Here is a 12,843-nt window from a genome sequence, read left to right as displayed (position 1 = left end):
CGGGGCGAGCCGGCCCGGGGCTCAGAACATCGCCGTGCTCGGCGCATCATGGGAGAGCTGCTGCCAGCGGGCGAACGGGTCCTGCCGGAAGTAGCGCGCAAGCAGCCGATAGAGCTCGGGCCAGTGGCCGTTGAGCTGCGCCGGAGCGGTAAAGAACGTCTCGCAGCAGACCGCAAAGCACTCACCGGGGTGCGTCGCGGCATACTCGTCGACGAGAGTGGGGTGGCCGGCTTCGAGGCATGCCTGCAGCTCGTCCCATGCCGCCGTGAAGATCCGGTACCACTCGCGTCCCGAAATGTCGCGCGGCAGCGGCGGGCAGCCGTCGACCTCCATCGAGTTGCCCATGTCGAGCTTGTGGGCAAACTCGTGAATGACGACGTTGAATCCGTTCCAGTGGCCACTGGCCTCGAGATCGGTGCGCGAGAGCACGATCGGCCCCTGGTAGGAGGTCTCGCCGGCACGCTCGTCGACATACTCGTGGACCACCCCGGCCTCATCCATCTCCTCGACCCGGCGGTGAAAGGCGTCGGGCAGCACGATCACCTCGTGCAGATTGGCAAAGGCCTCGGCATGATGCTGCCAGCCCAGCGTCATCAGGTCGATCTGGGCGGCGAGCGCCAGCCGGTCGGTATGGCTCCATGGCGCTTCCCCGGCCAGGGTCACGCGCAGCTCGAACAGCCGCCGCCAGGCGCGCCGGCCCAGCTCGTCAAGCGTGGCGCCATCGAAACCGGCCAGGATCGGCAGCCGCGCCACGGCCGCCTGCCAGTCGGCTTCCGGCAGGGGATGATGAGTCAGGGCGTGGCGGGTACGCAGTGAACGCAGCCAGCTCATGACGGCGACCCTCCTTGCAGTACCGGTGGCCTGCCGGGCCTCAGTGGCCCGGGTTGCCCGACTTCCACGACCAGTCGCGCCAGCGCAGGTCGAACAGGTCCTTGCGACGGTCCTTGAGGTTGGTGACCGAGCCCTCGCTGCGCACCACCCGCAGCCGGGTCAGGTCGAGATCGGAGAACATCACCATCTCGGTATTGGGCGTGGTTTCCGACATCACCGCATCGTGCGGGAAGGCGAAGTCGGAGGGCGAGAAGACCGACGACTGGGCATACTGGATGTCGAGATTCTCGATCGAGGGCACATTGCCGACGCTGCCGCAGGCCACCACATAGCACTCATTCTCGATCGCCCGCGCCTGGCAGCAGTGGCGCACCCGCAGATAGCTGTTCTTGGTATCGGTCCAGAACGGCACGAACAGGATATCCATGTCCTGATCGGCGAGCAGGCGCGGCAGCTCGGGAAACTCGACGTCATAGCAGACCAGGATGCCGACGCGGCCGGCGTCGGTCTCGAACACCTGCAGCTCCTCGCCGCCATCGATGACCCAGTCACGCCGCTCCTGAGGGGTGATGTGCAGCTTGGCCTGGCGCTCGATCTCGCCATCGCGGTGACAGATATAGGCGACGTTGTAGAGCTTGCCGTCCTCGCCTTCCTCGATCATCGAGCCACCGATGATGTTGATGTTGTAGGAGACCGCCATGCGCGAGATCTCACTTTTGAAGCGCTCGGTGAATCCGGCCAGGAAGCGGATCGCCTTCACCTGGTCGGACTGGTCGGTCAGCCCCATCAGCGGCGTGTTGAACAGCTCCGGAAAGACGGCGAAATCGCTCTGATAGTCGGCGATGGCATCGACATAGTACTCCACCTGCTGCAGCACCTGCTCGACCGAGGCGAATTCGCGCATCTGCCACTGCACCGCGCCGATGCGGACCTGGGTCTTGCGCGACTCCAGCACCCGTTCGACCGGTTCATAAAGGATGTTGTTCCACTCCAGCAGGGTGGCGTAGCCCTGCGAGCGCTCATCCTCGGGCAGGTACTTGCGCAGCAGCCGCTTGACCAGGAAGTCGTTGGCCAGCTGAAACGACAGGATCGGGTCATGCAGCTCCTTGCGCGAGACCAGATCGATGTACTGGGTCGGCGAGAGCTCGTCGGCGCGCTCGTAGTAGTTGGGAATGCGCCCGCCGGCGAGGATGGCGCGCAGGTTCATCGACCGGCAGAGATCCTTGCGCGCCTCGTACAGCCGCCGCCCCAGCCGGTATCCGCGATAGGTCGGGTCGATCAGGACATCGAGCCCGTAGAGCGCATCCCCCTTGGGGTTGTTGAGAATGATCTCGCGATTGCCGATCAGATCGTCGTAGCGGTGCGGGTTGGAGAAGGTGTCATAGTCGACTAGTACCGTCAGGGCGACACCGACGATCCGGTCGTCGTCCTCGATGACGATCTGGCCGTCGGGAAATTCGGCAATCAGCCGCTCGATGGTATGTCGTTCCCAGGCGCCGCCGATGTCGTCGTAGACGGCATCCATGAGTCCCTTGAGCCGGGGATAGTCGCTCGGCTCGAGGTTGCGCAGGTTGAGGTGGAGATCCTCGATCGACATGGAAGACGAATCCTCGGTCAGGGTGGTACGAATGCCGCCAGTCTAGCACGCCCCGGATGAGTGCCGGAGAAGGATGCCGGCGCGACTCGACTTCGGCAGGGGGCAGGCAGGAACATGCGCCTGCTGCTACAGTCGTCGGCATCATGCTCTAAACGACAGGCCATGGTTGAGCCGCAACATGGTCGTTATCAGGGAGTCTGCATGGCGCGTATACTGTATGACCTGTGTGGCGCGGACCAGCGTCTGCGCTTTTCCCCTTTCTGCTGGCGAGCGCACATGGCGCTCCGGCACAAGGGGCTCGATTACGAAGCCCGGCCGTGGCTGTTCACCGACAAGGACGAGATTGCCTTCTCGGTGGAAGGTGATGGCAGCAAGGCCACCGTGCCGGTACTGGTCGATGACGATGACCGGGTGATCAACGACAGCTTCGAGATCCTGCGCTATCTCGATCATGCCTATCCGGACACCCCCCTGCTGGATCAGGACCGGGCCGAATCCCGGGCCCGCTTCATCAAGTACTGGTCGGAGACCCAGGTGGCCCCGGCGATCTTCCGGATCATCATCCTGGATATCTTTCGCAATCTCGACGAGCGCGATCAGCCGTACTTCCGCGAAAGCCGCGAGCAGCGCTTCGGGGTCACGCTCGAGGAGTTTCACAACCCCGACCAGGGCCGGGAGATGCTCGACCGGGCGCTGACTCCGCTGCGCTCGCATCTGCAGGAGCTGCCGTTTCTCGACGGTCAGACTGCCGGTGGTGCCGACTACATCGCCTTCGGTATCTTCATGACCGCGCGCGTGATGCGTGGCGAGCCCTTGCTGAGCGGCGAGGACGTGGTCGGCCAGTGGCAGGATCGGCTGCTGGACGAGTTCCACGGCTTTGCGCGCAGTGCCACCACGGTGCGCGAGCTGCAGGCGAACTGAACGACACGAGCCTTCGCCGCAGAGCGATCGGGGCCCGCTTCACGGCGGGCCCCTTTCATGTGCGTTGCATGTGCGACCTGCTGCCCGCCGGGCAGGCGCCACCGCCGTCAGCCGAGGTGGGTCGAGCCACGCGACGGCAGTTCGGTGACCATTTCCGCCAGCCCCTGAACGATACCGCAGTTTTCGACGTGGCGGTCGTGGCCGCAGCGCTGTTGCAGCTCGTGCAGCTGCGAGCGCAGCTGCAGCAGCTCACGGATGCGGGCCTCGACATGGCCGATATGATTTTCGAGCAGATCCTCGACCGGCTGACACTCCTCCAGCGGCCGATCCATCAGCTCGAGCAGCGAGCGGATCTCCTCGTGGCTCATTACCAGTGCACGGCAGTTGCGAATGAAGCGCAGCCGGTCGAGGTGGTGCTGCTGATAGTAGCGGTAGTTGCTGGTATCGCGGGCCGGTTCGGGCAGCAGCCCCTCACGCTCGTAGAAACGAATGGTCTGGTTGGTACAGCCGGCAGCCGTGGCCAGTTCACCAATCTTCATGAAAGCCTCCCGGTCGCTTGACCTTATAGCCACTTGAGGGTTTTTACTGCAACACAAATCCTCATGGGTGACCAGTTCATGTCCGATGAAACCTCTCAGCGCAGCGTGCAGTCCCTGCATCCGGTGGCGCCGGAGCAGGAAGCGCCCGTGCATGGCCCGGTGACTCGCGAAGGCGGCTCTTCCGATCACGGCAGCTGCTGCGGACACGGTGGCGCGTCCTCACAGCGTGAGCACGCGCCTGACCATGGCTGCTGCGGTCATGACCATGGCGGTTCCGACCGGGCAGCCGACCTGAGCGGCCTGCAGGGCAGCGTGGCCGAAGGCGACAAGCAGCGTACTGCCATGCGCATCATGCAGATGGACTGCCCGGTCGAGGAGCAGATGATCCGCAAAAAGCTCGAGGGCATGGCGGGCGTCGAGCGCATGGATTTCAATCTCGTGCAGCGGGTGCTGACGGTGGTCCACGCCCCCGATGCGCTTGACACGGTGCTGGCCGCCATCCGCTCGCTGGGCTTTACCCCGGAGCTGCCCGATGCCTCGGGCGAGCTGGGCAGCAAACCCGAGCAGCATACGCCCTGGTGGCCGCTGGCAGCCAGCGGCGTGGCGGCCATCGCCTCGGAGGCGGTGCACTGGCTGCAGGGGCCGGTGTGGCTGAGTGCGCTGCTGGCCGTCGTGGCCATCGCCGGCTGCGGTCTGACCACCTTCCGCAAGGGGTGGACGGCAGTACGCAACGGCAATCTCAATATCAATGCCCTGATGAGCATCGCCGTGACCGGTGCACTCGCCATCGGCCAGTGGCCGGAGGCGGCGATGGTCATGGTGCTGTTCAACATTGCCGAGCTGATCGAGGCGCGCTCGCTGGATCGGGCCCGCCATGCCATGGAGGGACTGGTCGAGCTGGCGCCGGCGACCGCCACGGTCCGTCAGCCCGATGGTCAATGGCAGGCGGTAGCGGTTGAAGAGATCGCCGTCGGCTCGCGGGTGCGGGTGCGTCCGGGCGAGCGGATCGGACTGGATGGTGAAGTGCTTGCCGGCCAGTCGAGCGTCGACCAGGCGCCGATTACCGGCGAGAGCCTGCCGGTCGAGAAGCAGGTCGGCGATAGCGTCTACGCCGGCACCATCAACCAGGCCGGGGAGCTGGAATTTCGTACCACGGCCACCGCCAGCGATACCACTCTGGCGCGCATCATTCATACCGTCGAGGAGGCGCAGAGCGCCCGGGCACCGACCCAGCGCTTCATCGATCGGTTCTCGCGGATCTATACCCCGGCGGTGGTGGCGCTGGCGGCGCTGATGGCGGTTGTGCCGCCGCTGGTAGCCGGCGGCGCCTGGCTGGAGTGGATCTATCGGGCGCTGGTGCTGCTGGTGATCGCCTGCCCCTGCGCGCTGGTGATCTCCACGCCGGTCACCGTGGTCACCGGACTGGCCAATGCCGCCCGACGGGGCATCCTGATCAAGGGCGGCGTGCATCTCGAACAGGGTCGCAGGCTCGACTGGCTGGCGCTCGACAAGACCGGCACGTTGACCCACGGGCGACCGGTGCAGACCGAGTTCGAGGCGTTGAGCGATGACCCACCGGCGCTGCAGTCGCTGGCCGCCGGGCTGGCGGGGCGCTCCGATCATCCGGTGTCGCTGGCGATTGCCGCCGCAGCCCGTGAGGCGCAGTGTGACGAAGCGGCTGTCGAGCAGTTCGAGGCGCTGCCCGGGCGCGGTGTGAAGGGGCGCATTGATGGCCGAATGCTGTGGCTCGGCAATCATCAGCTGGCGCACGAGCTCGATGTCTGCACGCCGGCCATCGAGCGCCGGCTCGAGGCACTGGAGCGCGAGGGCCGCTCGGTGGTGCTGCTGATGACCGAGCAGCTTGCGCTGGCGCTGTTCGCGGTGGCCGATACGGTCAAGGAGACCAGTCGCGAGGCGATCGACGAGCTGCACCGGCTCGGCATCCGCACTCTGATGCTGACCGGTGACAATCATCACACGGCCCGCTCGATCGCCTCCGCAGTGGGCATCGACAGCGTGCGTGGTCAGCTGATGCCGGAGGAGAAGCTGCAGGCAGTGGCCGAGCTGACCGGGCAGGGCCGGGTCGGCATGATCGGTGATGGCATCAATGACGCCCCGGCGCTGACCCGGGCCGACATCGGCTTTGCGATGGGCGCCATGGGCGCTGATTCGGCCATCGAGACCGCCGATGTGGCGCTGATGGATGACGACCTGCGCAAGGTGCCGGCCTTCATTCGCCTCTCGCGGGCTACCCGTGCGGTGCTGATTCAGAACATCGTGCTGGCGCTGGGCATCAAGGTGGTGTTTCTGGCGCTGACGCTGTTCGGCATGGGCACGCTGTGGATGGCGGTGTTTGCCGATGTCGGCGCCAGCGTGCTGGTGGTGCTCAACGCGCTGCGCATGCTGCGGGCCTGACGACTGCGGTGCCCGCCGCTCAGCGGGCGCCGACGGGCATTACGCCGCGTCCGAAGGTGTGATTTACCACCTCGGCGAAGCTGGTATACATGGCCAGTGCGCCGCAGAGAATACCCAGCCAGCCGCCGGCCAGCGAGAGTGCGGGTACGCCCAGCAGCTCACCGAAGCCGAGCAGCATGAAGGTAATCCAGAGGGTCAGGAAGACCAGCCACAGGGCTCGATTGAGGCGGAAGGTGGCAATCCACATGTAAAGCGTGAACACGCCCCACAGGATGAGTGCCGCGCCAATGGTCGAGGCGGCCTGCTCCAGCGAGATCATGCCGTTATGGCCGAGTAGCAGCATCAGTGCCCACCACCACCAGAAGGCGCCGTAGCTGAGAAAGGCCACCAGCCCGAAGGTATTGCCGGTGCGATACTCCAGTAGTCCCGCGATCAGCTGGATCAATCCTCCGTAGGCCAGTGCCAGGGGAATGACCACGCTCTCGCCACTGCTGGGCAGCAGATGGGCATTGATCAGGCTCAGCAGCACCGTGGTCAGGCCGAAGCCGACCAGTCCGAGGGGGCCGGGATTGGCAAGCGCTATCCTGTCCTGTTCGGCCATGGTTTCCTCCGCTGTTCATTCGGTTGTTCTTTATAAGACGATAGCAGGGCGCAGCGCAGGTGCCTTGGTTCTTTGGTGTGATCGACCGAGGTCGAATGCGAACCTGATCCGGTAGCTGTCGGGTGAAATGGCAGGCCATCGTGTTAAGTTCTGCTTCACCAGACCGGCAAAGTGTCTCGCCTGCCGGGGGTGTCACCATGTACGGTCGCGGATCGAATCCGTGGTCGGATGGGCCGTCACAGTGATGAATCAGTCAAGGATGGAGCAGTAATGAGCGAAACGAGCAGACAGGACGCAGCGGTCTTCGGAACCGCCTGTATGAAGACGCTGCTGATTGGTGCGGGGTTGACGATCATGCCCCTGGCGGCCGCGGCCGCGCCCCATGTCGATCACAGTGCCCGGGTGGGTAGCGGGGTCCACGAGGTGGTCCACGCCGATCACGGCAACCGGCTGTTCGTGACGGCCACCGGTGCATCAGGGGATGACGGGGGTGGCGCCGTACTGCAGCTCGATCCCGAGTCGCTCAAGCTACAGCAGCGGATCGCCATGCCGGCCCGCGCCTACGGCCTGGCCATGAACCACGAGACCGGGATGCTTTATACCACCAACACCGATGACCGCTCGGTCTCGGTGATCGATGCCGCAAGCGGCGAGGTGATCAAGACGCTCAAGCTCGAGCGCGACGAGGCGACCGTGCTGGAGGGTGAGCAGCTCACCCGGCCGCACGAGGCCGTGGTCGATGAAGCGCACAATCGGATCTATATCTCCGGGGTGTCGCGTGATGGCGTGATCTGGGTGCTCGATGGCAAAAGCAACGAGCTGACCGATGCCATCGAAGGGATCGGCGATACCCCCACCGGCGTGGCGCTGGATACAGAGAATCAGAACCTCTACGTCACGCTGCGCAAGTCCGATGCGGTGATCGAGATCAATCTCGACAACCACAGTGTGACCCGCCGCTATGATACGCAGGGCAGTGGCCCGGTCAGCGTGGCACTGGATCGTCAGCGTCAGCGCCTGCTGGTCGCCAACCGGAGTTCCGGCAGTGTCGATGTGATCGACCTGGGTTCCGGGCAGACGCAGCAGAGCATCGATACCGGCGCCGGGGCGATGGATATCACCCTGGATGACGAAGGCGAGCGGATCTACGTCACCAATCATGATGCCGGCACGGTCACCATACTGGATGCCGACGACTATAACCGGCTGGCCGATCTCGACATTGGCGCTCAGCCCGAGGACGTGGCCGTGGAGGCGGACGGCCGGGTGGCCTGGGTCACCGGGCAGGCCGGCACCGACGACAATGATACCTCCGCCGAGGGGGATGACGGCGCTCGGGAGGATACGGTCAGTCGTATCCTGTCCCGGTAACGTGCCCCCGGCCATCAGGCCGTGGCGGTCGGCAGGGTAACGGCTCCTGGCGGCTGTTCCATGGCACTGCGCAGGAAATCCAGAAAGGTATTGACGGCGCGGGGCAGGGTACGGCCCGCCAGGGTCTGAATCTGGATCTGGCGGGCATCCATGCCGGGGTCGCGGATGGGCACCGCCATCAGCCGCCCCAGCGCCAGCCGGCGACGCACCGTCAGCTCACCGGAGAGGGTCAGGCCCTGTCCGAGCAGGGCGAAGCTGGTCAGGGCTTCGGTAAAGTTGCTGGTAAAGACCGGCTCGAACAGCAGCTGGCGGCGTGAACAGCAGACATCGAAGAGCTGGCGCAGGGTGGTGGTCGTTTCCGGCAGCGCGATCGGCCAGGGGTGCATCTGCGCCAGCGAGACCTGCTCGCGATCGGCCAGCGGATGATCCGGCGCCATGATGGCGTGAATCGGCGAACTCTGGCGGTAGGCGATGTGCACGCCGCTGCGGGGTGCCAGGCTGTAGGTCAGGGCGATATCGGCATCCCCCTCCAGTACCCGCCGGGTGGCCTGTTCGGCGGTATTGACGTGCAGATCGAACTGGATACCGCTGTAGTGCTCGCGAAACGCGGCAATCAGCCCGGGCAGAAAGTCGATCGCAAACCCCTCCGAAGAGGCCAGCCTGACCTTGCCACGACGCAGGCCGGCAAGCGCCTGAATGTCATCGGCGACCCGTTCGGTATCGAGCTGGCTGCGCCGGGCATGCGCCGCCAGCAGCTCGCCTGCGGCGCTGGGCACCATGCCCCGGGGATGGCGCTCGAACAGCACGGTATCGAGCTCCTGTTCCAGCCGGGTGATCTGACGGCTGATGGCCGAACCGGCCACGCTGAGCCGCTGGGATGCCTCGCTGACCGATCCGCAGCGCACCACCTCGAGAAAGTAACGCAGGCCGGTACCCATCAGCAGCCGGGAGGAAGAGGGCATGAGCTCGGCTCCTGGGCCGTGTTGTCGATTGTCTTCGCAATGTCGCACTGCGTTGCCGAAACGGCAAGGCAGGCTTCGAAACTCGATGCTTGTGGCATTACGGGCGCAGTCATAGAGTCGGATTCATGCGTTGCGCCCGACACCCTCATGACAACAACGGGTGCGACGTCGGCATCACGCCCGAACACAGCGACAACAACAATGCGAGGACCCGCCATGCCCCTTCGCCACTCCCTGCTGGCGCTGAGTGCAGCGACCCTGGGTGCCGTCTCCGGTCAGGTACTGGCCGATCGCGCCGATGATACCCTGGTCTATGCCTCCAACAGCGAGCCGGAAAACGTCAGCCCCTACTTCAACAACCTGCGCGAGGGCGTGATGCTGTCGCACCTGGCGTGGGACACGCTGATCCATCGCGATCCCGCTTCCGGCGACTATCAGCCGCAGCTGGCCACCGACTGGCAGTGGGTGGACAGCACCACGCTCGATCTCGACCTGCGCCGCGGGGTGGAATTCCAGAACGGCGAGCCGTTCTCGGCGGATGACGTCGCCTTTACCTTCAATCACATGCTCGAGCCGGACTCGAAGATCGTGACCCGTCAGAACATCGACTGGATCGATCACGTCGAGAAGCTGGATGACTACCGGGTGCGCTTTCATCTCGCCCACCCCTTCCCGGCGGCACTGGAGTATCTGGCCGGGCCGACACCGATCTATCCGCAGCAGTACTACCAGCAGGTCGGGCCGGAAGGCTACAGCCGCCACCCCATCGGTACCGGCCCCTACGAGATCACGCAGGTCTCGCCCGGCGAGGGCGTGACCCTGCAGAAGAACGACAGCTACTTCAGTGACAGCCCGCTGGGCGAGCCCTCGATCGGCACCCTGGTCTTCCGGGTGGTGCCGGACCAGGACTCCCAGGTGGCGCAGCTGATGACCGGTCAGGTGGACTGGATCTGGCGGCTGCCCGCCGACCAGGCCGACTCGATGGCTTCGATGCCGAATATCACCGTCAACAGCGGCGAGAGCATGCGCGTGGGCTATGTGTCGATGAACTCGAACAACAACGCCCCCGAAGACTCGCCATTTCGCAAGCTCAAGGTGCGCCAGGCCGTGAACCACGCCCTCAATCGTCAGGGGATGGTGGACAACCTGGTGCGCGGCGACAGTCGGCCGATCCACGCGCCCTGTTTTCCTTCCCAGGCGGGGTGTGAGACCGGTGACGTGGTGCAGTACGACTACGACCCGCAGCAGGCCAGGCAGCTGCTGGAGGAGGCCGGGTATCCCGATGGCTTCGAGACCGATCTCTACGCCTATCGCGATCGCAACTACGCCGAGGCCATTCTCAACGATCTGCGTGCGGTGGGCATTCGCGCCAGACTGCACTTCATGGCGTACTCCGCGGTGCGCGAGCGTCAGCGTGACGGCCGGGCCCCGATGACCTTCCAGACCTGGGGCTCGAACTCGGTCAACGATGCCTCGGCCTTCACCGGGGTCTACTTCAACGGCGGCGCGGATGACGAGGCCCGCGATCCGCAGGTGATGAAGCTGATCAGCCAGGCCAACAGCGAGACCGATCCGCAGGCACGCAACAGCGACTATCGCCAGGCACTGGCGCGGATCTCGCAGCAGGCGTACTGGGCACCGCTGTTCTCGTACTCGATCAACTATGCCTATACCGACCAGCTCGTATTCACGCCCCATACCGACGCCATCCCGCGCTTCTACGACTCGCACTGGCAGCAGCCGTAGTCGCCATGTCACGGCCGCCCGGGCAGGGCGGCCGGTGATCAACGCGGTCTTCCCATCGAACATGGAGGTGCACCATGGGGCGTTTCATCTTCCGCCGCACGCTGGTCGCCCTCGGCGTGGCGCTGACGGTCTCGATCATCAGTTTCCTGCTGCTGCATCTGTCCGGTGATCTGGCCACGGCCATCGCCGGACCCGATGCGACGGCTGCGGAGATTGCGCGCATCCGGGTCCAGTTCGGACTCGACCAGCCGATGATCGTGCAGTTCTATCACTGGTTCACGGATGTGCTGCAGCTCGATTTCGGCCAGTCGTACTACTACCAGAGTTCGGTGCTGTCGCTGATCGCCGATCGGCTGGCCCTGCTGGTGGCCGTGATCGGGCAGGCCATGCCGAGCTTCTGGTTCGGGCTGGCGCTGATCATCCTCTTCGCCGTGCAGCTGCAGTGGCTGCCGGCAGCCGGCCACGAGGGCTGGCAGAGCTTCATCCTGCCGGCCATCGCGCTGGGCTACTACGCCACGCCGGCGATGATGCGCCTGACCCGGGCCGGCATGCTCGAGGTGCTCGAATCCGACTACATCCGCACCGCCCGGGCCAAGGGGCTGCGCACGCCGACGGTGATCTTCAAGCACGCCCTGCGCAACGCGATCATTCCGGTGGTGGCACTGGCGGCGGTCGAGCTCGGTTTCATGCTGGGCGGCTCGGTGGTGATCGAGTCGGTGTTCTCGCTGCAGGGACTGGGCCAGCTGGCATGGGATTCCATCTCGCGCAATGACTTCCCGGTGGTGCAGGCCGTGGTGCTGATCATCGCGCTGTTCTACATCGCCCTGACACTGCTGTCGGACATTCTCAACGCCATGCTCGACCCGCGTCTGCGTGTCGGCTGAAGGGAGGATTCGGGATGAGTGATTCCACCGCAACCGAACGGGACGCCTCGCTGGATGAGCGCTGGGCCGCGCTCGACGGCCAGCGCGGCCGGTTGAGCGCACTGCGCCGCCGGCTGCTGGGCCATCACGGCCTGAGCCTGGGACTGGCGATTGTTGCCCTGGTGGTGCTGACGGCGCTCCTTGCCCCCCTGGCTTGCGCCACACGATCCCTACGCTCAGGCGCTCGGCTCGCGCCTGGTACCGCCGGTGTGGGATGCGCAGGGCAGCTGGGCGCACATGCTGGGCACCGACAAGCTGGGCCGCGACATGCTCAGCCGGCTGATCTTCGGCGCCCGCATCTCGCTGTTCATCGGCATTGCCGCGGCGCTGATCTCGGCGCTGATCGGCATCACGCTGGGGATTCTCGCCGGCTACTTCGGTGGCCGGGTGGATTCGGTCATCAACTACCTGATCACCACCCGGCTGGCGCTGCCGGTGGTGCTGGTGGCGCTGGCGATGGCGTCGCTGGTGGGGGGCTCGCTGACCACCGTCGTGGTGCTGCTGGGGCTGCTGCTGTGGGACCGCTTCGCGGTGGTGACCCGCTCGGCCACCCAGCAGCTGCGTGACAGCGAGTACGTGCTGTCGGCGCGGACCCTGGGCTGCTCGCTGCAGTGGATCCTGCTGCGCGAGATCCTGCCCAACATCGCCGGTGCCCTGATCGTGGTCGCCACCCTGGAAATGGCCCACGCCATCCTGCTCGAGGCCACGCTGTCGTTTCTCGGCATGGGAGTACAGCCGCCGCTGCCCTCCTGGGGGCTGATGGTGGCCGAGGGCAAGGCGTACATGTTCTTCAAGCCGTGGGTGATTGCCATCCCCGGGGTCGCGCTGTTCGTGCTGGTGCTGGCGATCAATCTGATCGGCGACGGCCTGCGTGACATCAACGCCCCGGACGGGCGCAACTGACCCCGGCCACGAATCGCGACACGCTTCGCGCACC

Annotated in this window: 11 protein-coding genes; 6 read left to right on the top strand and 5 right to left on the bottom strand. The window is 65.3% G+C overall.

Annotated elements, in window-relative coordinates; all coding sequences use genetic code 11:
* Positions 1-21 precede the first annotated feature (21 nt).
* Both C7446_RS04160 and C7446_RS04155 read right to left on the bottom strand, forming a co-directional pair.
* On the bottom strand, positions 22-831 hold the full coding sequence (locus C7446_RS04160; protein ID WP_121171541.1) for a M90 family metallopeptidase: 810 nt from the start codon (positions 829-831) through the stop codon (positions 22-24).
* A 40-nt stretch (positions 832-871) separates the two neighbouring features.
* The gene (locus C7446_RS04155) at positions 872-2,428 is read right to left on the bottom strand and encodes a bifunctional GNAT family N-acetyltransferase/carbon-nitrogen hydrolase family protein (protein ID WP_121171539.1); all 1,557 of its coding nucleotides are present in this window, start codon (positions 2,426-2,428) and stop codon (positions 872-874) included.
* Positions 2,429-2,629: 201 nt separating this feature from the next.
* On the opposite strand from C7446_RS04155, the gene C7446_RS04150 reads away from it, so the two are divergent.
* Complete coding sequence (locus C7446_RS04150; protein WP_121171537.1) at positions 2,630-3,349, top strand: glutathione S-transferase family protein; 720 nt, start codon at positions 2,630-2,632, stop codon at positions 3,347-3,349.
* A 107-nt stretch (positions 3,350-3,456) separates the two neighbouring features.
* On the opposite strand, the gene cadR is transcribed toward C7446_RS04150, so the two are convergent.
* Entirely contained in the window at positions 3,457-3,888 is a 432-nt protein-coding gene (gene cadR / locus C7446_RS04145) for a Cd(II)/Pb(II)-responsive transcriptional regulator (RefSeq protein ID WP_121171534.1), read from the bottom strand.
* A gap of 78 nt (positions 3,889-3,966) precedes the next feature.
* Here cadR and C7446_RS04140 point away from each other — a divergent pair, with 78 nt between their 5' ends.
* A complete protein-coding gene (locus tag C7446_RS04140) occupies positions 3,967-6,303 on the top strand; it encodes a heavy metal translocating P-type ATPase (RefSeq protein WP_121171820.1) in 2,337 nt (778 codons plus the stop codon).
* Positions 6,304-6,322: 19 nt separating this feature from the next.
* Here C7446_RS04140 and C7446_RS04135 read toward each other — a convergent pair whose 3' ends face one another.
* Positions 6,323-6,904: an acetate uptake transporter gene (locus C7446_RS04135; protein ID WP_121171532.1), complete on the bottom strand. Its 582-nt coding sequence runs from the start codon at positions 6,902-6,904 to the stop codon at positions 6,323-6,325.
* A 318-nt stretch (positions 6,905-7,222) separates the two neighbouring features.
* On the opposite strand from C7446_RS04135, the gene C7446_RS04130 reads away from it, so the two are divergent.
* Positions 7,223-8,275 carry a YncE family protein gene (locus tag C7446_RS04130; RefSeq protein ID WP_170149996.1) on the top strand — a complete coding sequence of 351 codons (1,053 nt, stop codon included), beginning with the start codon at positions 7,223-7,225 and terminating at the stop codon, positions 8,273-8,275.
* A gap of 14 nt (positions 8,276-8,289) precedes the next feature.
* Here C7446_RS04130 and C7446_RS04125 read toward each other — a convergent pair whose 3' ends face one another.
* Positions 8,290-9,237, bottom strand: a complete 948-nt coding sequence (locus tag C7446_RS04125; RefSeq protein WP_121171529.1) for a LysR family transcriptional regulator — start codon at positions 9,235-9,237, stop codon at positions 8,290-8,292.
* A gap of 216 nt (positions 9,238-9,453) precedes the next feature.
* Here C7446_RS04125 and C7446_RS04120 point away from each other — a divergent pair, with 216 nt between their 5' ends.
* The 3 genes from C7446_RS04120 (at position 9,454) to C7446_RS04110 (ending at position 12,809) form a co-directional block, all read left to right on the top strand.
* Positions 9,454-10,983 (top strand): ABC transporter substrate-binding protein, encoded by a 1,530-nt coding sequence (locus C7446_RS04120; RefSeq protein ID WP_211327846.1) that lies wholly within the window; start codon positions 9,454-9,456, stop codon positions 10,981-10,983.
* Between the two features lie 74 nt (positions 10,984-11,057).
* Positions 11,058-11,867 carry an ABC transporter permease gene (locus C7446_RS04115; protein WP_121171525.1) on the top strand — a complete coding sequence of 270 codons (810 nt, stop codon included), beginning with the start codon at positions 11,058-11,060 and terminating at the stop codon, positions 11,865-11,867.
* Positions 11,868-12,047: 180 nt separating this feature from the next.
* On the top strand, positions 12,048-12,809 hold the full coding sequence (locus C7446_RS04110) for an ABC transporter permease (RefSeq protein ID WP_245977661.1): 762 nt from the start codon (positions 12,048-12,050) through the stop codon (positions 12,807-12,809).
* The last annotated feature ends 34 nt before the right edge of the window (positions 12,810-12,843 follow it).

The sequence above is a fragment of the Kushneria sinocarnis genome (genome assembly GCF_003633775.1).
Taxonomy (GTDB): Bacteria; Pseudomonadota; Gammaproteobacteria; order Pseudomonadales; family Halomonadaceae; genus Kushneria; species Kushneria sinocarnis.
The sequence above is the reverse complement of the archived record's forward strand: the minus strand, read 5'-3'. Positions and strand labels throughout refer to the sequence as shown.